Raw genomic sequence first — 19635 nt, 5'->3', positions numbered from 1 at the left:
TTTTTAAAGCTAATTTTAAACTTTATAAATATGAAATCATTGTTAAAAGTAGTAGTGTTAATTTTTGTTTTAGGTTTTATTTCTTGTACGGATAATAAAAAAATAGTACCAGAAAATGGAACAACAGAATTACAGTCAATTAACCAAGGAGATTCAACTACAGAAGATGGAGACGGGGTTGAAGACCCGGACATGGACGAGGATTAGCCATATCTTATTTTTTATTTGTTTTCCTATTGTTTTAGTTGCTCTCTCTTATTCTTATAAATTTATTAATCCAGTTTCAGACTCGTATAGTAAAGCTAATATGGTATTCAATAAAGCTAAGAAAGAGAATGCTATAGCTTTAAAAAAGGTAAAAAACTATGCAAAAAATACAGAGGTGTATAATGAATATAAAAATGCATATGCTAAAAAGAAAGCTGCTTTTAATAAGTTAAAAACAGAAATCAGTAATCAAAAAGTTTTTGGTTTTGATTCATCTCATTATTTCTGGGAAAGATTAGGGAGAAATATAGTAGATATATTATTCTCTTTATTTGCTGTCTTTTTAGTAGTTAATTTTATTTCTGTTAAAAAGAATAAAATATTTTTCTGGGGCAGTTTATTGGTTGTATTAATATATCTATCTACTAAACTATTTATTTTGTATTGGGTTTTTAAACAGTTTCAAGATTATAGTTTAGCAGCATATTTTTTTGTGACGTTTATCTCTTCTCTTTTAATAGTATCAGTAATGTTTTTATTAGTAAGATATGTTAAGTCAGAAGAAGTAAGTTTAAAATCTAATTTATTGGATTTAGCTAAGTTTACTTTTAAAAATACAAAACCAGAGAAGCGAGAAGAAATGTTAGATTTAATTAAAGAAATAGCAAGAACAAATAAATAAGTTTCCCCTTAAATTCTTATTTAAATTAAAAAGTAGAACCATGTTTAAGGTTCTACTTTAAATGTACTTTTTGGAGTTTTAAATTTTTATCTCAAGGGACTTTCTGATAGTTAATTATGTATTAACGCAAGTTCCAGATGTACAAGCATCATCATCGCATTTACATAGTTGTCCAGTAGGACATAAATTACTTAATGAACAAGCATCACCACTTAAAGGTTGCTTTGTATCATCTATAGCTATTCCTATTGACCCATTGTTAAATTGACCAAATGCTCCTTTAATCAATTGCTGTTCTTTTTTTGTAAGTACTGTACCAAGACTTGATATGTTTTTAAACATTTTTTTTAAATTAAAGTTAAGTACTCTAAAATAAATTTCATTTCTTCAAAGTACAATATCTCTTTCCGAGCATAGTTAATTTACTTCCGAAATATATAAGAGAGATCGTAATTATTTTAATCAATTAATTTTCTTACTTCATTAACCAAAAACGGGAAATCGAGAAAATTATCTCTATCAATAAAATGTTTTCCTTCATTCAATAAAATAAATTTAGCATCTAATTTATTTGCCATTCTTTTAGAATATTGAAATGGAATTATGTCATCATCTTTTGCAGATATTGCTATTCGATTTTTCGTTGAGTTAATGATGTATTGATAGTCAAGAGTTGGTTGTATGAATTCTTCTAATTCAGGAATAGGGGTTTCGTCAACAAAACCAGAGATAAGAAAAAGCCCTTTAATATTCTTTTGTTTATTACTATTTAAATAGTTTAGTACAGTTACACATCCTAGACTATGTCCAATAAAAATAGTGTTTTCACTATCGTTTATTATCATTTTCTCCATATGATTTGCCCATTCTTTAAATTTTGGCTCTTTTGAATTAGGCATGTCAAGAATAATAATTTCTACATTTTCATTTAGTAATTCTTTCTTAAAAGAAGGAAACCAGTTGGAAGTAGGAGACGCTGTATATCCGTGTATCAGGTAAATTTTGGTTTTACTCATTTATTATTAAGATAACTTAAGTTAGTATGTGGCGAAAATACTTAAAAAGTAGTTTTTTATCTTTTTAATCATAAGTTATTCTATGTTTTTAAATAATGTAGTTGTAAAGCTTTCAAAACAGGTTGTTTTAAATGTTATAATAAAAAGCTAGTTTATCTATTCAATAATATATTTATATAAATTACAAATGAATACTGACAGGGTATTTCTATTGAACCTAATAGAACTATAAGTTAAAAGATAATTGGTTTAAGTTCTATAGTTTAGATGTTTGTAAATGATATATTTGTTTGAGAAATAAAAGAATTGTGATGAGTGAAACAAAACGAGAGTATTTAAAACGAATTAATTTTATTTTAGACTTTATTGAAAATAATTTAGACTCTAATTTATCACTAGATTTTTTATCTAAAAAAGCTCATTATTCACCGTATCATTTTCATAGGGTGTTTTCAACAGTAGTAAATGAAAGATTAAATGAGTTTGTTCAAAGAAAACGAATTGAACGCATAGCTTCAATTATACTTGTTGATTCTGAAGTTTCTTTAAATGAGTTACTATATAAGTACGGTTTTAATAGTGATAGTTCATTTTCGAGAGCTTTTAAAAAATATTATGGTGTTAATCCAACTAAATTTAGAACTGAAGGAAAACAAATACTTCGCAAGATTGGTATAGAAACTTTTTCATCTGAAAAATACATTTGTTCCATTACTAATATTAAAGATTGGATTAAAATGAATGCACAAATAAGAATAAAAGAGTTTCCAGAAATACAACTTGCTAGTATATCAGATATAGGAAAGTTTGAAAAAATTGGAAATATGTTTCAAAAGTTAATGAAGTGGGGAAATGAAAAAAGAGTATTAGACTTTTCTAATTTCAAAGCAATTACGGTTTATCACGATAATCCAAATGTTACTGAAAAATCTAAAGTACGATTTAGTGCTGGTGTAACTATTAATCAAAATATAGATTCAGAAGGAGAAATTAGACAAATAACTTTAAAAAAAGGCGTTTATGCCGTAGGGCATTTTGAAATAAAAGGAGAAGAAATTTCAAAAGCCTGGAAGAATATGTGTATTTGGGTTATTGAAAAAGGTTATGAATTTAGAGATGGAGATTTTTTTGAAATATATCATAATGATTCTAAAACTCATCCAGAGAAAAAGTTTATTATAGATATTTGTATTCCTCTTTATAAAATGAAAAATAGTAAGGAAAAGGAGAGACTAAGTTTTTCAAGATCAGAAATTACTAACAACAGTGATCCTAAAAGTTTAGATTATTACCGATTGATAAGCTACATGAAAGAACTAAGAACTTTTTTTAATAAAGAGTATGAAACGATTTTTAAGCTTGGGAAAATTTACAAAGAAAATCCAGATTATTCTTATTTTTCATTAACAACTGCAGAATTAAAAAAACAAAAACTTAAGTATGTTATTGTTTTAAATCATAAAACATTATGTTTTTCGATTTGTTTATCTGGGCAAAATAAAGAGGTTAGAAAAAAATATTGGAGAATATTTAAAGAAAGCGACTGGGGAAAGTATCACTTAGCTGAAACAATAGATAATAGTTTAGAGATAATAAGTCACGTGATGGTGGAGGAGCCTAATTTTGATAAAGCAAAATATTTAACTCAAAAAATAGAAGAAGAAGCAATCAAGTTTATAAAAGAACTTGAAGAAATACTAGGGTAATAACATAATGAATATATAAAAAACACTAAGTAATAATAGAATGATGCGTTTTATTTTTTGATGCTTTGTATTTAGGTTTTTCATCTTTCGGGCTACACATAAAACAACTACAAGGTTTACCTGTAGTTTTAAGAATATAATGTTCAGTACCTGTGAAACCGTAATTTTTTAATCGTTTTTTGTATTTATAAAACCCTTTTAAACGCCTTTCAAATTTATTCATAACAATAATATTAAATTCAAAACTGTAGAAAAAAGGAGCCTCTTTCCCGAACCCCTTTTATCTACATGGAGTGTCGTCCCCACAACACAATAATCCAAAATTAAGATATTATTAATTGTGAGTAAAGAGATGAAGTGTAATTGTATAGTATAAAAAGTGAAAAAAATATAAAAGAAGGATAGTATAATAAATAAAAAAGCCCTCAGAAGTTGAGGGCTTTTAAAAATTAGTTTGCACAATCATCAAAAAAGGCAGTAGCAAGATCTGTACATCCTCCATTATTATTTAAGCAATAACCAGCAGGGCAAAATCCATCTTCGTCTCCACCATTTATTAATTGTTTTTCTGATTTGTTTAATGTTTTTCCTAGTGTTGAAATGTTCTTTAACATAATTTAAATTTTAAGTTTCTCAAACCTAACAATTAAAAAAAAGAAAAAGTAAAATAAAACCGTAATAAAAGTAAGGATTTACCTTACTTAACTAAAATGTTTATACGCTTGGCGAAAATTAAGAGTTAATATCATACAACAAAAGAACATATAAATTTACTACAGGTAATATAATTTTATTCGAAGCATACCCATCTTTGTCCACGGATTCCTTCAACACAAATTCCTTGACAATTTTCTAGACATTCATTAAGAGAATTCCAGAGACCTCCTTTAATTGATTGCAGTTCTTTCTTATCTATAATAGATCCTAGTTTTGAAATGTTTTTTAACATGGTTTTAGGGTTTTAAATTTCCTAAATCTAGTTTTTTAAGATAAGATAAATTGAAATAAAACCGTAAAAAAGATAAGGCTATACCTTATTTAATTTAAAATAACTTGCTTAATATGCCATGTTTAATAAGAAAAAAATAGAATAAAATTCGCAAAGAAATTTTTAGTTTCTTGCTTCAAAAATATAACGACTATTCTAGCCTTAACCAAGACCTTCTTAGTAGGAATAATTAAAAAACTTCACATATATCATTTTTTAGAGGATAAGTTATGTAGCTTAGGGTAAATGTTGAAAATTATATTTAAGAAAAATAAAAAAAAGGTTATAGTTTTTACTTTAGAAAAAGTAGTTAAGTTATTTTAAAAGAAGTATTTTTATTAATAAACTGAATAAATTCAGCAACTACATTATCATTTAGGTTTTGTCTTTCTTCTAATTCTACCTTATATAAACCATTTCTTTGAATAATTGTTGTAATAATAAGATTAGATTTTTTAGAAAATAGAGAAGCAGTTTCTATAAATTCTCTTAAATGGGAATGTTCAAAATAAAATACGTTCATACTCATGTTTGAAGAAATAATTTAGTTATAAAAACTTTTCCATATTACTTAATACTATAGAACTATATATTAATTTAAATATAATGAAAATAAATTTTAATAAAAAGATATTTGATTAGATTATAGTGAGGTATTTGTTATTTGGTGTTACATTAAAATATATTTTAAGTACAAAGGTTTTTTTGATGGAGAAATGGCATTGAGTTTAAGATGTACATTTAAAAACTTAGATCCTGTAGGATTGAATGCTTTGGAGAAAAAAGAAGAACTCAAAAGGATAGGTTTCTTGAAAATATAAAAAAAGATACTTAATAATGAAGCCTGTTTATAATCAAATATTGATTTATTTGATATTTCAAGAGGCTTAATGTTTTTATTACCTTTTTAAATAATTTGTTTAAAAAAGAGAAGAAGTAATTTTATGAAAATAGCCTCTTCTCAAATTTAACTATTACGTAAATAAAATTATTACTTTAATTTCAATTTACTAGCTTAAGATAATTTTTAGAAAAATAAAAGTATTCAAAAACAGACCAAATGAAAATAAGTGTAGATGAAATGCACTAATCTTTATTTGAGTGTAAAAGTTTATAAAAAATACCCACTATAAGCGGGCATTTTTAAGGGGATGTTAAACAACTGTTATTGTGTCTATCATCCCATAAAAAAAGTTGTAGGTATATAATATACAAAAAATAAAATAAGTAAAAGCTATAAAAACAAATCTATACTTATTTTAAACCTTTGTTATATGTCAATATAAAAAACATTGATAGGATAACTAGGTTAATAAAAACAAGACCTTGCTAATTAATAAAAGCAAAAATGATAAGTTTATAAAGACTCGAGTAAGGATATTCTTTTATTTACTTTTTCAAGATTTGTTAAGTGTTCAATTAAGAGTTTATGATGTTTACTTTTAAGGAGTTCATCAGTGGTTTTATCTACAATGTTAAAATGATAATTAAAAGATTCCATGTGTTTTTTCGCAATATTATTGAGACGAAACAATTTAGGATACACAATTAATTTTTTAATTTTTGTAATTACATGTAGTAAAAATGTTTTTAATTTTTTCATAATTCAGAAGCTTTTATATTTATAACAGTTGAAAAGCTTAAAGCCCTAACTGATAGTGTTAAAATCAACTTTTGAGTGAAAAAATAAATAAATGAGGGGGGAGTGGTAAAATGATAATAAAAAAGTAATCAGAAGACTACTTTTTATTTGGGACTTCCTCCAATTCCAGTTTTTACACAACTACCAGTTTTAGCAGGACAATTAACACTAGGTGATTTTCCATCTGTACAGCATTTTTCATATCCATTTGAACATTTAACACATGTTTTTATTCCTCCTGAATTAAATATTCCACCAAAGATGGTTAGTTGTTGTGATTTATTAAGCGGGGTTCCTATGTTTGAAATATTCTTTATCATAAGCTAAGTTTAAATTTTCTCAAAATTATGAATTTATAAAAAGAGTAGATAAAATAAAACCGTAATATTAGTAAGGCTTTTCCTTATTTAACTATAGTTGAATAGAGCCATAAAGAATTATTTAAAAAAATGAGATAAAAAGAAAAGCTTCTTCAGAAGCTTTTCTTCATTAAACAAAAATAGCTTTACCCCTAAAGTTGTTTTTGTATTTATAAAACGGGTTAAATGAGTTTTACCCTAAAAAGTGTAGAATCATAAGTCAAAAAAAAGAGCCGCATTTTTGCGACTCTTTTTTAATTTATTTAAAAAGTTATTTCCTTTTGTATGTGTAGGTAAATGTTTTTCCATTTTCGTTATCTGTAAACGAAAAAGTATTATTATTATCTTTAAAAGTAAGCTCTCTAAGGCTTGGTGAAGAATCTTCTGTTAAGGTAATTCCATAGGTATTACCATTGTGTTTGCTCCATTTACCTGAAGCGGTTCCATCATCAATACAATTATTTTCATATTCTTCAAAAGAAGAAATAGAAATGTTACCGTTTTCTTCTACTTTGAAAGTAGTTTTCTTTTCGCAATCACTCACTTCTTTACCTTGGTAAGAGAATTTATACCAGGTACCAATAAAGGGATCTTTCATGTCTTGATCAGAATCAGTACAAGATAGAAATGAAATAAAAGCAAATGTTAAGATTAATAGTTTTTTCATAATAATAGATTTTTTAAGGGAGCGAAAATATAAAAAATGAGATATTTTAAATAAAAAAATAATTTAAAAGATGATATGATGTTATGAAGGGATGAAGAAAAAGAAAAGCGAACAATTGTCCGCTTAAAATTTTAAACATATTCCCATTCAAGACAACAGTTTTCGTTTAAAGGAACAACACATATTACTACTTCTCGTGGTAAAGGAATGCAAAGTTCAGGAGGTACACTAGTACCACCATTAATTGATTTTTGTTCTAATTTGTTTAAGGAAACGCCTAAGTTTGAAATGTTCTTTAACATAATTTAAGTTTTAAATTTCTCAAATCTAAAAAGTAAAAAAATAGTTAAATGAAATTAAACCATAAAATAAGTATGGAAAATCCTTAATTTAAACAAAATGGATGTAAGTTTTTATTTCTTTAAAATTGAGAAGATATTAGATATAATTGGGATAAATAATTTTTTACTTTAGCTTAGAAATACTAGGACGTATTAATTATTTTATAAATAGATAAAGAATTACCTTAGCATAAGGTTTATATCTTAGTTAAGATAATTTAAAAAGACTAAAATGGAAAAACTATTTGTGTATGGTACCTTAGGACCAGAAAAACCAAACGAGCATATATTAAAAGATATAGGAGGAAAGTGGAAAGAAGGATATGTTTTGGGAAAATTATACGAAGAAGGCTGGGGGGCAGACGTTGGTTTTCCAGGAATTCGACTTGAAAATAAAATTGAAAAGGTTGATGGATATGTATTTTACTCAAATAAGTTAGAAGATAATTGGGATGAGTTGGATAAATTTGAAGGACAAGCTTATAAAAGAGTAAAAACTACCATAACAATAAAAGAAACAGGAGAAGAAGTTGAAGCATATATTTATTCCTTAAAATAAATGTTATCTATCTATATATAACATAATTTTTAAAGGATCTTTTTATAAGATATTTTTTTAATTGATAAATAACATCAAAACAATTGTAAAGTAAAGAATGTGATAAAAAGAAAAATTACTTTAGCTCTAAAGTTGCTTTAAATGTATACAAAATGAAGTAAAGGCTAATAAACATATAGAGCTTACTTGTTTTACTAAAATTAACATTGTAGTTTGTAGTTAAACCATTTTCCTGTTTTTAGGAAAATGGCAATGTAAAAGTTTAGAAAAGAGAAATTAAAATGCTCCACTTTTTACACAGCATCTAAATTGTGGTGGAATAGTATAGAATTGTTCATTAGTAACTTCAATACCATAAGGATAATCGTATGTAGCACACGTACTACCGTTACAAATACTATCTCCTCCATTAATAAGTTTTTGTTCGATTTTGTTTAAGGCTATACCTAAGTTTGAAATGTCCTTTAACATAATTTGAGTTTTTAATTTCTCAAATATAAAAAGTAGAAATTAAGATTAGAGTTGAAAAACCGTAATAAAAGTAAGGATTTACCTTGTTTAGTTAAGGTTTATAGAGAAATGTAAAAAACAAACAATGGTTTAGTAAAATAAAATTTTTTTAATGTTTAACTAAATATTAAATTAATCATAGCTGTTTTTAATAAAATAAGAATTGAAAAAGAAAATAAATTACAAAGTATAGTTATCTTGTCGATTGATAAGTTATACAAGATGTTGATTGAAGAAAAATAAAACTGCTGCTTTTAGAATAAAAACAAACAGCTTTATTTTTATAATTTGGTTGTTTAAAGTTCTTGTTGACGTTGACATTCTATCATTGAGCATCTGCCAAATTTGTTACGGCATTTTCCCCAAGGACAACCTGAATCACCAAAACCTCCTTTAATAGATTTTTGTTCTGATTTACTTAACTCAGAACCTAAGCTTGAAATGTTTTTTAACATGATAAGTTTTTTTTAAAAATTCCTTGAAATTTAATTAGTTAATAACTATTAACCGATTTAAAAACCGTAAAATTAGTAAGGTGAAACCGTAAAAAATATATTAATATGAATGCTATGTGAATGATAAAATGGTTTAAAGATCTTATTATCGATTAACTTCAATAAAATAATACCAAGATAATCTACCATGTCCATGGTCTTGACACCATCGGCTGCCATTTATTATTACAGATTGTTCTGATTCTGCAGTAGAACTAAATGTAGCTCCATTTTCACATTGAACAAATCCATCTCCACCACCAATAATAGATTTTAAATCTTTTTTATTTAAAAGAGTACCTAGGTTTGAAATATTTTTAATCATAATTTAAAGTTTATTATTAATTATTCAAATTAAATGATAATAGATAAACCCATTTATAAAGATTCAAAAGTGTAGCAGATAAATGTAAAAACGAATGAGGGTATAAGTTAGTTACTAGCAAGTAATTTTTGTTTCAAATAACAAAAAAATTAAAATATACAGGATAAATTAAAAGCTGTATTATGAATTAAGTTTTTTTCTTAAAGAAAGAAAGTAAAATAAATATGATTAAAGCAAAAAATAATGTAGGGTTGAATTCCCTTGGTCTATTTGGATCACCAGTAGTAATATGTAAGATTTCAGTAATCATGCCACCTAAAACAAGACTTAATACTATTCTAACCCAACGTTTTTCTATATATTTCATAAAGCAATAGTTTTTGTAAAAGTAAAAATAAAGCAGTAATTATTTTTTAATTCCTATAGAGTAATATTAATTGTAGTTAAGATAGAAATATTGCATAGATGAATATACCAACGAAATATAAAATTCGTGAAATATTACGAGCAAGTTTTCTGTAAATATCTTCAACGAAATAATAAATAATTAAATCGACAGCAATAAGTATAATTAAACCATAAAGAAAGCCTTCATATTTCACGAAGTGAAAATAGAAAAAACAAAATAAAGCAAAACTATAGTGTGAAGAATATATTAAAAAGAAAAGCGAACCGAAGTCCGCTAATTAATTTTAGTTTCCTGGTTCTGGAACGCACCAACAGTTTTCGTCAAAACCATAACCATCTCGACATGGTCTAGTGAAAACTCCACAGTTAGTATTTCCACCATTAATAGTTTGTTGTTCTTGTTTGTTCAAGGTTGAACCTAAGTTTGAAATGTTCTTTAACATAATTTGAATTTTAGATTTCTCAAATCTAAATAATGAAAATTAACATAACTAATTAAAAACCATAATAAAAGTAAGGTTTTACCTTGTTTAACTAAAGTTGAGAAATAATATAAATAGTGTAGTTAAAAAATGGATAAGATAACTAAGATAATACCAACCATTTCAATTGAAGTGGTTTTTTGATGTCAAAAAATTAAATAAAAATGATAGTAGAATTATGAATGAAGAAAAAGAAAATAAGTAATCTTTAGTACTACTTTTCTATAAACTAACTAATCACGCTAATGAAAAAAACAAAATCTTAATTTATACTTTAAAGATAATTTAGAAGCTAAGTTGTTTTTTGGTAATTGGGTTAAGAGAAACGAAGTATCGTTGAGAATATTTCTTCTACCAACTAAGTAAATGAATATTAATTCAGCTCTATTAAAAAACTAAAAGAAGTTAATTGATATAATTGTAGTAAATAGTTATTTCTCTAACTTAGCTGTAAAAAAAAAGAGATGTAAATACGCAGGTCTCTTTACCTAATTGGGTGTATAAGAGTGTATTTTATGTGTATATAAACAAGTTGGCATTAATACCCAAAACACGAATCAGAATTAATTTTAACTGAATGGAATTTTCAAAGAATTATAAAGAACTTGGAGAAATAGTCGTAAAAAAATTACGAGATGAAAACTTTAAATATTATTCCCAAAAGAGAGATTTCGGGAAATCTATGACTCCAAAGGAATACTCTGAATTACCAAGAACCCCGAATTTAGCGCCTGAATTACAACAATTGGAAGATGAACGATTTGAGTTCTTTAATGGATTGAACGAAAGGCAAACGGAAATTTTGAACCGATTTATTCTAAATATTTTGGATTCTACCGCATTTAATTTCTTGAGAGAAATTGAAGAGAATCTAAACAATAACGAAAGTATTGGACTGACTATAAATGGACAAAAAATTGAGAATTTAACGCCCGAATTATTATCTGGAACTTTATTTGGAGAATATTTTTTATGGACTGAAAAGAGTAGTGAATTTGGAGAGTTTCAACAATAATAAAAAAATGCTACTCATAGTTTAACTTATGTTAGTTCCCCGTTTGCTAGCTTATTATTATCCTTTGGAAAACCCTAGCAAAAACACGTAATTCTTCATATACAAATCGATGAAGAAATACTAAAAAAACTAATTAAAAACCCTCTATTTTACTAGAGGGTTTTTAATTGGTTTTATTGATATTGTTGAGTTTACTCTCTTGTATTGAGTGTGAGTGGTAAACTGTATTGACGTCATTCTATGTCTTTAAAAGCCTTGTTATAATTGAGTTTGTTTGGTTCATTTTTTAACGAATTATTACTAATACTATTCTAAAAGTATGACTTATTTCTTTTGGTAATTCTAACATACTAAACTTAATAAAATTATACTTAAAATTGTTAATCTTCTCTTCTAAATAACTGTAGTTATGGAGAATTAGTGAATATGCCATAACATTCCTAAAAAAAGAAGTATTGGTAGAAATAATGAAATAATACAGCCTAGTAAATTTAATACTAATCCTATCTTGAAATTAATTTGATAAGATTTTATTGAATTTAGAATGGAAATAGTTAGAAAGATTGAGCAAAAGAAAATAACCCAATTTGTATAAAATAATATGTAAACGTTAAACTTTGGAATACTCAAACTAAGGAAGATAAAAAATCCAAGGCAAAATAAAAAAATAGGGTAAAATGTAAAGAATATCTTTTTCATTAACCAAAAATAAATAAAACAAAATTAAACTGTAGTTAATCCATAGTAACTGAGTATAAGAAGAAAAAGATAACAAGCAAAACAATCAATATATGGATATACCAAGGGGTATAAAATATAATTAGCATAAAACAAATTACTAGTACAATACCTAATGCTCCTCCTAATATGGAAGGGTAATATTTCTTCAATGAAAATTTTGGTTTCATACTATAAAAATACGAGTAAGATTAATAACAAAAAACTTTAGATTTTTAATCTAAAAAAACAAGAGTAATGAGTATTAAGGATCCTATCCCAAGAACAATTCTTATCCAAGGTTTTAGAAGTTTAGATTTTTTATCTAAAAATGGACCAGGATAAATATTACTGATTAATAAGAATAATGAGATTGATACAAGGAAAAGATCTTTCATAGCATAAATAATTTAAACAAATATATAAACTAAAAATAACCGTAGTTAATCACAATCAATCCAACCATCTTCATCTTTTTCATTCTTAGTAAGAAAGTAGATAATGATAAAAATAATTAAACTAATTATAGTTGCAGGAATACACATAAGGCAAATATGAAGAAACTAAAAATAGTAGTATTTATAATTTACCAGTAAAAAACTTAAAAACTCTTAAAGCTAATAATAGAACGATGATAAGTGTAATTTCTGTGCTTAGATATTGCTTAATAAAGTAAAATACAATTAAGCAAATCGATATGGTTGCAAAAGTAGTTAGTAAGATTTTAATGGCTTTGGTAGAATTCATTCAACAAATATAAAGAAAGTAAAAACAGTAGGTTTTAAGAGGTGAAGTATTTAAACCAGTACAGGAGAATTAGTATAATGATAGCAAATGAAAAATATTTAAAAAACAATTTGAAAGCTTTAAAAACACCATCTTTTTCAGCAAATGCTGTTTTGTTTTTTATGTGGTATCGTTGGAGTTTGTCAACAGATAAATTTCCTGCAATTCTAGTGAAGAAGAAGCCAAACAGCATAAAAACTGTATTTGTAAATACTATAATAAATTCTTTCATGAGTCAAAATTAATAAAAACAAAACAAAGTAAAAGTGTAGTTAATCGCACTACTTAAAAGCGATAAAAGTTCATTGAAATAATTGTGGTAAGTTGAATAGAAATGATTCCTATATTTGTTTTTTTAGATATGAAGAAATTTATTAAAATAATGCCTTTTATTTTTATGCTAGCTAGTTGTAGCCATCATAAATCTGGAGCTAGATCGAAATCTAAAACCATTGAAGATTCGAAAGAGAGAGGTACTTTTATTCAGGAATTAGACTATAAAATAGTTCCAGACACTATTAAATTAGCGCCTAATACTTCTTTTTATTTGGAGAAAGGCTTTCGTTATGGAGATTTTAGTTCGTCATCATTAAAAGAGAATACAGAACCTTTATTATCGTCAGATGATTATACCTACCAAATAGTTAAGAATCCATTGTCTGGAGAATATTTTGAAGGTCACTTTTTAATCGGTCGAGGAGGAGATAAAGGGCTGTTTCATAGAATGAAAGATACGATAAGAAGTAATATCGTAACAAAAGTTCCTCAATATGATAGTATTTACAAAGTAGGTGAATTACTATTATTTAAAAAATATCAGAAATAATCTACAGGAGGATATATGAACTTACCACAAAACACCTTTTTTCAAGGTGTTTTTTTATGTTAAAAATTTAAAAAGTAAATATTAAAATAAGTGTAGTTAGAATAGAAATTCATAAATGATGAAAATAATTGCTATTCCTAAAGAGAATATAATCATTCGCTTTACTGCTTGTCTTTCTTTTATAGGAATATCTAAATCATCAAATAATTTATTTAAAGAATTTGAGTTAATCGGAAAAGATTTTAGAGTCCTGAAAAACAGAAGGATATAAACAATGATATAAACAGCTAATAGTATAAAAAAATGGTACTCATTGTGGCAAATATACATTAACTAAAACTGTAATTAAGCCAATATAAAATTATGAAATGTAATCACGAAAATGTAACGTATATAAGTTATTCAGATGATGTTTTCTGCAATGATTGTCAAAAATAGGAATCAACAGGTTATCAAAAATAGTGTAGTTAAGATAGTTTATCTATACTAGTTAGTTAAGTCGGTTGTAGGACAATGAAAAGTTTCAAATGTACCATATACTTGGACATGTGCTGTCACTTCATTTATAGATAGAACAGTTACTTTTTTAGTTTGTTTACTTACAGGATCAGTATAAGTGACTATGTCATTAGGGTTTATCATAATTATAAATATTAAGTAAAAATAATAAAACAAAAGAAACATTAAAACAGTAGGTTCTCAGATCCAAAAAACTGAAAAGTTCATTGACAAAATTGTGATAAGATAAACAGGAAAACAACTGTTTTATTTATTAAAATGTTGGTTTAGCTTTATAAAACTAACCAAATAAATTTATTATGAATAAAAAAGTTTTAATTATGCTGTTTTTTTTGAGTGGTTTAACAGCAATGGGACAGTCAAGATTTAAAATTGAAGTAAGTGTTCCAGAAATGAAAGATGCTAGTACAGGTGGACCAGTTTGGTTTACTTTAATAGGAGAGAAAGGTCAGGAAGATTTTAAAATAGATAATCCTAATCAAGATGATTTTCAATCAGGAACAAAATCTGTGTTTTTTACTCCTAAATTTAATATCGGAAAGAAAATTACTGATATAAGAATTGAAACTAGAAGTAGAAAAAAAGGGAAATATATTGATGATCTATATATATCAAAAATTAGGATTACAAATATTGGAACGGGGCAGTCTACAGGTAATATTTCTATTAATAGTTGGATAGGTGATGGTGCATCAGGAAAAGAGGATAAACATGTAAAATCAGTAGAAATAAAAAAATGGAATTGATATTAGTCATTCTTTAAAATATCTTATCACAACCACTTCAATTGAAGTGGTTTTTTATTGTCAAAAAACGAGTAAACGAATATTAAATTAAGTGTAAAATTTAAGATATGATAAAATTAGAATTAAGAACTGACGGAGATTGGGAAGTTTGGCAAAGTGGAGGACTTCAACATTATGGAAGTCTAGAAAGTTGTGGAAGATACATTACTAGTAATTCCGAAGAGTTAGAAGAGTGGGAAAATCAATAATACTGTAGGATGAAGGATATAAAAAAAGCCCTTAATAAGGGCTTATAATTAGCAAGTTGTGTGATGTACTGTTCCACCATAGCAAATATTTGGATCACAGCTATTATGAGAACTGTAAATTATTGTTGAACCAAAACCATGAGCACAAACTGTTATGCCACTTCCTCCTCCATCGTCCCCTGGTTCGCATTTATTAGTTATACATCCACCAGTCAATTGTTTTTGTTGTGATTTAGATAGGATAGAACCTAAGTTTGAAATGTTCTTTAACATAATTTGAGTTTTAAATTTCTCAAATCTAAGATGTTAAAAAAGAATAGTTAATAAAAAAACCGTAAAAAAAGTAAGGATTTACCTTATTTAATTAAAATTAATAAAATATAAAATAATTGTAGAAATCATGAGTAAGAACAAAACAATTAAAATTTTAAATCAAGTAAAAAGTCTTTATGGGAATACTCTATTGATTGACGATACAGATAAAGAAAATTTAAAAGAAGTTGAAGAGGCTATCCAATGGGTTGAATCAAAAAAAATGTAGTATTAAAATAAATCATCAAAAAAAGAGAAGTCGTCGTTGTCAATTGTAGGGTTAATAGAATTGTTTTTAAAGCCTATTAAGTATCTAATTAAAGAAATTATTAAACCTATTAACAATACAAAAGAGATAAATATTATAGTAACAATTAGTTCTTCTCCTAAACTCATACTGTAAAAATATAAATTAATAATTAACAGTAATAGTAATAATTATGAAAAGCTATTTGTTCTATTTTAAACTTAATTCTTGTGTTGAACAAAAAAAGTGTTCGTTTGGATCAACTGAATCAATAGGAATGACTGTTACAGTATCAGTAGAGTTTAAAGTTATTATCATAACCTTTTGTTTAATATTAGAAACAGGGTTTGTATATGTTGCTTCAGTTCCCTCTTTTATAGATTTCATGTCCAAACTAATTTATTCAAATATATAAGTAGTTAATCCTCTTTGTCCATTTCCTTGTTGTCAAGATATTCTGCAAGAACTGGAAAAATGATTCCTAAAACGATAAATGAGATTAACCACCACATAATACAAAAGTAGTAAAAGCAAAATCTGTGTAGGTGTTTTAATCAAAATAATGAAGAATGATAAATGTAGTGCTTAATATACCTAATGTAATTATAACCCATAGTTTATACTTTTTAGTTTTTTTATCTATAAAAGCGGGAGGATAAATATTACTAGATATTAAGAAAATTATTATTAAGAATAATAAAGCATTTTTCATAGTTAAACAATTTGAGCAAATATAAAAACTAAAAATAATTATAGTTAAGATAGAAATATTGCATAGATGAATTTACCAACGAAATATAAGATTCGTGAAATATTACGAGCAAGTTTTCTGTAAATATCTTCAACGAAATAATAAATAATTAAATCGATAGCAATAAGTATAATTAAACCATAAAGGAAACGTTTCATATTTCATGAAGCGAAAATAGAAAAACAAAATAAAGTAAAAGTGTGGAAATATAAGTAGAGTAATAGGCAATGAAGCTAGGAACCATTTCCATTTACAGGAAGTATTTGCTGATTTATTTCTAATTATTGAAGGAAAGTCAAACCTTTCAGTAGATACTATAGTTTATTACAGACTAGGAAATTAATAAAAGTATTAAGGATTTATGGGATTTATCAGGTTAATCCTAAGAAGTATAAAGAATACTTTACTGAAGGGATAGAAGAAAAAGAGATTGTTTTAGAATTATAATAACTATAATTGTATTCAAGTTTAAATGAGACGTCATTAAACTTTCTTTTTCATAGCAATTTCCCACTCAATCTTAGAGTGTTTTTTTGTTGCATCTTGTTGCGCTTTGTTGCAAACTGTTGCATGAAACTAAAAAACTATACTAAATGTAAGGTTTTACCCTATTTTTAAGTCAGTTAAAACCCTCTTGTATATTCTACATTTATTATTTTTTTTTAAGCCTACGGTTAATTGAAACTACTAAAAACACCCGATAAGTTCTTTGATAAATTGTAGTAAATAATATTTTATTACTTTATTATCAGAAGATTAAGGGATATAGATTATCATTGGTAAATTAAAAATATAGAATAGAAAAAGTTAGAAATATGGCTGATAAAAGTAAAAATGAAAACTATGATATTGGAGAAACTATTGAAGAATATATTGATTCAATCATTATTCAAACATCTAATACAATTGCGACCATACACGTAAGGCATTTATCTTTTGGACCTGGATTTTGTAGTGTAGAAACTACAAGTTCTCTTAATGGAAAAACGATTTCCCATATGGCTCCTCCTGCTGTTTGGAGTGATTGGGTTTTGCTTGACGAACATACAGGTTCCTTTTCGATTGAAATTTCGGATAAAGTTAATTGTGATACAGGGGTAAGGTCCCAAGTAAAATATTGGAAGTAACAATTGTGATTAAGTGTTAAAGATATGACTAATTAAATGAAGAAAGTTGACTTAATATTGAAGTCTTTTAAAATATAAACTAACCAAATTAAATTGAAAATGAAGAAAAAAGAAGAACTAAGAGATTTTTCAAAAATTAAAGATTTTGAGTGGAACTCAATTGTGGAATCAAAGAGGGGAAGGCAATCTATTGAAGAGCCTCGAAGTTATGGTTACACCAAAGGGACTGGATTAAGATTAGGTAAAGGGTTTAACCCAATTAATGTTTTGGATATTAAAAGGCAAGCTATCGAATTTATAGAGCCAGAAGTACAATCATCAGGTCGTAGTAGTATCGATTTATTTTATGCAGATGACTATTACTCTTATCAAAAGGTTATTAGAAACGATTTACGTTTGTCAGCTTCTTACTTATCTAATTCTGGAGGTTATAGTCGTTCAACTGAATTTGACTATTCTTATGATGAGAATTCTATTATAGTTGTATTGAGGGCTGAAACTGATTATGGTGAATGGATTTTAGGTAGTGATGCAAAATTAACACTTGAAGCTCAGCAATTATTGAATAATCCAGTAGAGTTTGCAAATAGATTTGGGACCAGGTACATTAGCTCTGAAAATAGAATAAATGGTTTGTACGTTACCTTCGTAATACATAACGTGAGTAAAAAAGTTAAAAAAACTTTTAAGTCTTCAATTTCGGCATCTGGTGGATTTGGTAAACTGAGTGTAAAGGCTAAAAGTAAATTTAGTAAGATGATATCCCGGTCATGGAAATCTAATAGAATGTCAATGACAATTAATAGCATAGGTGGAACTGGAATTGGTTCACTAGCAGTGATTTTGGAAAATATTATCCAAGAAAAAAATAACCCTTTGAAATTCATTATTTCTTCTGCAAAGAGTGTATTAGAAACATTTACAATAGATAATGCTTGGCCAAATGAATTTTATGTGGCTTCTATGAAGAATTTTGGACTTTCAATTGATCCGGCTATAGAATGGACAGTTGAAAGAAACAAAAAATTAATTGAATGTAAGAATAATTATTATAAGCTTAAAAGTAAGTATAATATTGTAAAAAAAATGAGAGAAGGAAATCATTTAATAAACTACTTATATGATTATGGAAATATAAATGATTTAATATATCATGAACCGGAAATTATTGAAGAAAGAATTATACAGTTAGCGGATTTACATAAGCAATTATTAGAGTCCCCAAACGTAAGTGGAATAACAATTCCAGATGTGTCTTATGTTGGAATAGCAGATTTTGATTTAGAAAGATTTTTTAGATTGCCTACGCCAAATTTTAATGGTAGATATTTGCCAAACAATTCAAATATTTATATATCAATTCCATTGGAAAGAGTCATTGCAATTCTTGATACTCCGTTTGACAGAAGAGAACAGGTAATAAAAAATTTCTACCCTAATGCTAGAGAAAGCTTCTTTGGGTTTGCACCATTAGGAGAAGGAATTTCAGTACTTAAACTTTATTCTGAATTTTATATGCTGGTAAATAATGAATGGCAAAAAAAATCTGAGATTAATCGATATACTGGGGATTGGGCAGGTTTTGATATCCAAGCTATAGAAAAAGCTTATATTGATTGGGTTAATCAAGGAGGCGTTTCAAGATCCAGAAAAGATTACTTGGTGATTTATAATATTGAAATTATTAATAAAGCTAATAAAAGTGTTTTCTATGAATTATTTAGGGTTACTTTTTATGATCAAAATTATAAGGTTCATGATTTAAAAGTGGAATATAATATACTAGAGAAATAGAACAATCAATATTTGAAATATTTATTTACTACAAACACCTTTATAAAGGTGTTTTTTTGTTTAAAATTTGAAAAAAAAGAAGCATTAAAACACTCAAATCGAGTGGTAAAATTGCTATGAAAAAGATATAACCGATTCTCCTCGATTATAGTAATGAATTT

General features: G+C 26.3%; 29 protein-coding genes. 12 read left to right on the top strand and 17 right to left on the bottom strand.

Going from position 1 to position 19635, the window contains the following annotated elements; genetic code table 11:
- Nucleotides 1–30: 30 nt before the first annotated feature.
- Nucleotides 31–207 (top strand): hypothetical protein, encoded by a 177-nt coding sequence (locus MHN29_RS07305; RefSeq protein ID WP_235273874.1) that lies wholly within the window; start codon nucleotides 31–33, stop codon nucleotides 205–207.
- Between the two features lie 100 nt (nucleotides 208–307).
- Nucleotides 308–889 (top strand): hypothetical protein, encoded by a 582-nt coding sequence (locus MHN29_RS07300; protein ID WP_235273873.1) that lies wholly within the window; start codon nucleotides 308–310, stop codon nucleotides 887–889.
- 114 nt (nucleotides 890–1003) lie between these two features.
- Here MHN29_RS07300 and MHN29_RS07295 read toward each other — a convergent pair whose 3' ends face one another.
- Together MHN29_RS07295 and MHN29_RS07290 are read right to left on the bottom strand one after the other, a co-directional pair.
- Nucleotides 1004–1231, bottom strand: coding sequence for a hypothetical protein (locus MHN29_RS07295; RefSeq protein WP_235273872.1), 228 nt, complete (start codon nucleotides 1229–1231; stop codon nucleotides 1004–1006).
- Between the two features lie 116 nt (nucleotides 1232–1347).
- Nucleotides 1348–1905, bottom strand: coding sequence for an alpha/beta hydrolase (locus MHN29_RS07290; RefSeq protein ID WP_235273871.1), 558 nt, complete (start codon nucleotides 1903–1905; stop codon nucleotides 1348–1350).
- A 311-nt stretch (nucleotides 1906–2216) separates the two neighbouring features.
- On the opposite strand from MHN29_RS07290, the gene MHN29_RS07285 reads away from it, so the two are divergent.
- A complete protein-coding gene (locus MHN29_RS07285) occupies nucleotides 2217–3611 on the top strand; it encodes a GyrI-like domain-containing protein (RefSeq protein WP_235273870.1) in 1395 nt (464 codons plus the stop codon).
- 25 nt (nucleotides 3612–3636) lie between these two features.
- On the opposite strand, the gene MHN29_RS07280 is transcribed toward MHN29_RS07285, so the two are convergent.
- From MHN29_RS07280 to MHN29_RS07255, 7 genes are all read right to left on the bottom strand, one after another.
- Nucleotides 3637–3834 carry a hypothetical protein gene (locus MHN29_RS07280; RefSeq protein WP_150899004.1) on the bottom strand — a complete coding sequence of 66 codons (198 nt, stop codon included), beginning with the start codon at nucleotides 3832–3834 and terminating at the stop codon, nucleotides 3637–3639.
- Between the two features lie 226 nt (nucleotides 3835–4060).
- Nucleotides 4061–4225, bottom strand: coding sequence for a hypothetical protein (locus MHN29_RS07275; RefSeq protein WP_235273869.1), 165 nt, complete (start codon nucleotides 4223–4225; stop codon nucleotides 4061–4063).
- Between the two features lie 176 nt (nucleotides 4226–4401).
- Complete coding sequence (locus MHN29_RS18345; RefSeq protein WP_370630562.1) at nucleotides 4402–4560, bottom strand: bacteriocin; 159 nt, start codon at nucleotides 4558–4560, stop codon at nucleotides 4402–4404.
- 349 nt (nucleotides 4561–4909) lie between these two features.
- Nucleotides 4910–5128 (bottom strand): hypothetical protein, encoded by a 219-nt coding sequence (locus MHN29_RS07270; RefSeq protein ID WP_239176070.1) that lies wholly within the window; start codon nucleotides 5126–5128, stop codon nucleotides 4910–4912.
- Between the two features lie 1217 nt (nucleotides 5129–6345).
- Nucleotides 6346–6561 carry a hypothetical protein gene (locus MHN29_RS07265; RefSeq protein ID WP_235273867.1) on the bottom strand — a complete coding sequence of 72 codons (216 nt, stop codon included), beginning with the start codon at nucleotides 6559–6561 and terminating at the stop codon, nucleotides 6346–6348.
- A 310-nt stretch (nucleotides 6562–6871) separates the two neighbouring features.
- A complete protein-coding gene (locus MHN29_RS07260) occupies nucleotides 6872–7267 on the bottom strand; it encodes a hypothetical protein (protein WP_235273866.1) in 396 nt (131 codons plus the stop codon).
- A gap of 131 nt (nucleotides 7268–7398) precedes the next feature.
- Nucleotides 7399–7569 (bottom strand): hypothetical protein, encoded by a 171-nt coding sequence (locus MHN29_RS07255; protein WP_235273865.1) that lies wholly within the window; start codon nucleotides 7567–7569, stop codon nucleotides 7399–7401.
- Between the two features lie 271 nt (nucleotides 7570–7840).
- Here MHN29_RS07255 and MHN29_RS07250 point away from each other — a divergent pair, with 271 nt between their 5' ends.
- On the top strand, nucleotides 7841–8167 hold the full coding sequence (locus MHN29_RS07250; protein ID WP_235273864.1) for a gamma-glutamylcyclotransferase family protein: 327 nt from the start codon (nucleotides 7841–7843) through the stop codon (nucleotides 8165–8167).
- Nucleotides 8168–8443: 276 nt separating this feature from the next.
- On the opposite strand, the gene MHN29_RS07245 is transcribed toward MHN29_RS07250, so the two are convergent.
- The 4 genes from MHN29_RS07245 to MHN29_RS07230 all read right to left on the bottom strand — a co-directional run bounded on the left by MHN29_RS07245 (nucleotide 8444) and on the right by MHN29_RS07230 (nucleotide 10347).
- A complete protein-coding gene (locus MHN29_RS07245) occupies nucleotides 8444–8638 on the bottom strand; it encodes a hypothetical protein (protein ID WP_235273863.1) in 195 nt (64 codons plus the stop codon).
- A 639-nt stretch (nucleotides 8639–9277) separates the two neighbouring features.
- Nucleotides 9278–9496 carry a hypothetical protein gene (locus tag MHN29_RS07240; RefSeq protein WP_235273862.1) on the bottom strand — a complete coding sequence of 73 codons (219 nt, stop codon included), beginning with the start codon at nucleotides 9494–9496 and terminating at the stop codon, nucleotides 9278–9280.
- Nucleotides 9497–9683: 187 nt separating this feature from the next.
- Nucleotides 9684–9863 (bottom strand): hypothetical protein, encoded by a 180-nt coding sequence (locus MHN29_RS07235; protein ID WP_235273861.1) that lies wholly within the window; start codon nucleotides 9861–9863, stop codon nucleotides 9684–9686.
- Nucleotides 9864–10188: 325 nt separating this feature from the next.
- Nucleotides 10189–10347: a hypothetical protein gene (locus tag MHN29_RS07230; protein WP_235273860.1), complete on the bottom strand. Its 159-nt coding sequence runs from the start codon at nucleotides 10345–10347 to the stop codon at nucleotides 10189–10191.
- Nucleotides 10348–10963: 616 nt separating this feature from the next.
- Between MHN29_RS07230 and MHN29_RS07225 the strand changes: the two genes are divergently transcribed.
- The 3 genes from MHN29_RS07225 to MHN29_RS07215 all read left to right on the top strand — a co-directional run bounded on the left by MHN29_RS07225 (nucleotide 10964) and on the right by MHN29_RS07215 (nucleotide 13730).
- On the top strand, nucleotides 10964–11401 hold the full coding sequence (locus MHN29_RS07225; protein WP_235273859.1) for a hypothetical protein: 438 nt from the start codon (nucleotides 10964–10966) through the stop codon (nucleotides 11399–11401).
- 1541 nt (nucleotides 11402–12942) lie between these two features.
- Nucleotides 12943–13149, top strand: a complete 207-nt coding sequence (locus tag MHN29_RS07220) for a hypothetical protein (RefSeq protein WP_235273858.1) — start codon at nucleotides 12943–12945, stop codon at nucleotides 13147–13149.
- Between the two features lie 116 nt (nucleotides 13150–13265).
- On the top strand, nucleotides 13266–13730 hold the full coding sequence (locus tag MHN29_RS07215) for a hypothetical protein (RefSeq protein WP_235273857.1): 465 nt from the start codon (nucleotides 13266–13268) through the stop codon (nucleotides 13728–13730).
- Between the two features lie 486 nt (nucleotides 13731–14216).
- Here the strand turns inward: MHN29_RS07215 and MHN29_RS07210 are convergent, their stop codons facing one another.
- On the bottom strand, nucleotides 14217–14372 hold the full coding sequence (locus MHN29_RS07210) for a hypothetical protein (protein ID WP_235273855.1): 156 nt from the start codon (nucleotides 14370–14372) through the stop codon (nucleotides 14217–14219).
- Between the two features lie 176 nt (nucleotides 14373–14548).
- Between MHN29_RS07210 and MHN29_RS07205 the strand changes: the two genes are divergently transcribed.
- Together MHN29_RS07205 and MHN29_RS07200 are read left to right on the top strand one after the other, a co-directional pair.
- Entirely contained in the window at nucleotides 14549–14995 is a 447-nt protein-coding gene (locus MHN29_RS07205) for a PLAT/LH2 domain-containing protein (RefSeq protein ID WP_235273854.1), read from the top strand.
- Nucleotides 14996–15102: 107 nt separating this feature from the next.
- Complete coding sequence (locus tag MHN29_RS07200; RefSeq protein ID WP_235273853.1) at nucleotides 15103–15243, top strand: hypothetical protein; 141 nt, start codon at nucleotides 15103–15105, stop codon at nucleotides 15241–15243.
- 48 nt (nucleotides 15244–15291) lie between these two features.
- Here the strand turns inward: MHN29_RS07200 and MHN29_RS07195 are convergent, their stop codons facing one another.
- The gene (locus tag MHN29_RS07195) at nucleotides 15292–15516 is read right to left on the bottom strand and encodes a hypothetical protein (protein WP_235273852.1); all 225 of its coding nucleotides are present in this window, start codon (nucleotides 15514–15516) and stop codon (nucleotides 15292–15294) included.
- A 127-nt stretch (nucleotides 15517–15643) separates the two neighbouring features.
- Between MHN29_RS07195 and MHN29_RS07190 the strand changes: the two genes are divergently transcribed.
- Nucleotides 15644–15784, top strand: a complete 141-nt coding sequence (locus MHN29_RS07190; protein ID WP_235273851.1) for a hypothetical protein — start codon at nucleotides 15644–15646, stop codon at nucleotides 15782–15784.
- Between the two features lie 2 nt (nucleotides 15785–15786).
- Here the strand turns inward: MHN29_RS07190 and MHN29_RS07185 are convergent, their stop codons facing one another.
- Together MHN29_RS07185 and MHN29_RS07180 are read right to left on the bottom strand one after the other, a co-directional pair.
- Nucleotides 15787–15951: a hypothetical protein gene (locus tag MHN29_RS07185; RefSeq protein ID WP_235273850.1), complete on the bottom strand. Its 165-nt coding sequence runs from the start codon at nucleotides 15949–15951 to the stop codon at nucleotides 15787–15789.
- A 61-nt stretch (nucleotides 15952–16012) separates the two neighbouring features.
- Nucleotides 16013–16189: a hypothetical protein gene (locus MHN29_RS07180; protein ID WP_235273849.1), complete on the bottom strand. Its 177-nt coding sequence runs from the start codon at nucleotides 16187–16189 to the stop codon at nucleotides 16013–16015.
- A gap of 1179 nt (nucleotides 16190–17368) precedes the next feature.
- Here MHN29_RS07180 and MHN29_RS07175 point away from each other — a divergent pair.
- On the top strand, nucleotides 17369–17680 hold the full coding sequence (locus MHN29_RS07175; protein ID WP_235273848.1) for a hypothetical protein: 312 nt from the start codon (nucleotides 17369–17371) through the stop codon (nucleotides 17678–17680).
- Nucleotides 17681–17773: 93 nt separating this feature from the next.
- Entirely contained in the window at nucleotides 17774–19474 is a 1701-nt protein-coding gene (locus tag MHN29_RS07170; RefSeq protein ID WP_235273847.1) for a hypothetical protein, read from the top strand.
- Nucleotides 19475–19635: the final 161 nt, after the last annotated feature.

It is taken from the genome of Tenacibaculum sp. Cn5-46 (assembly GCF_022347705.1).
Classification (GTDB): Bacteria; Bacteroidota; Bacteroidia; order Flavobacteriales; family Flavobacteriaceae; genus Polaribacter; species Polaribacter aiptasiae.
Note: the sequence above shows the minus strand (reverse complement) of the source record. Positions and strands in the feature narration are given on the sequence as shown.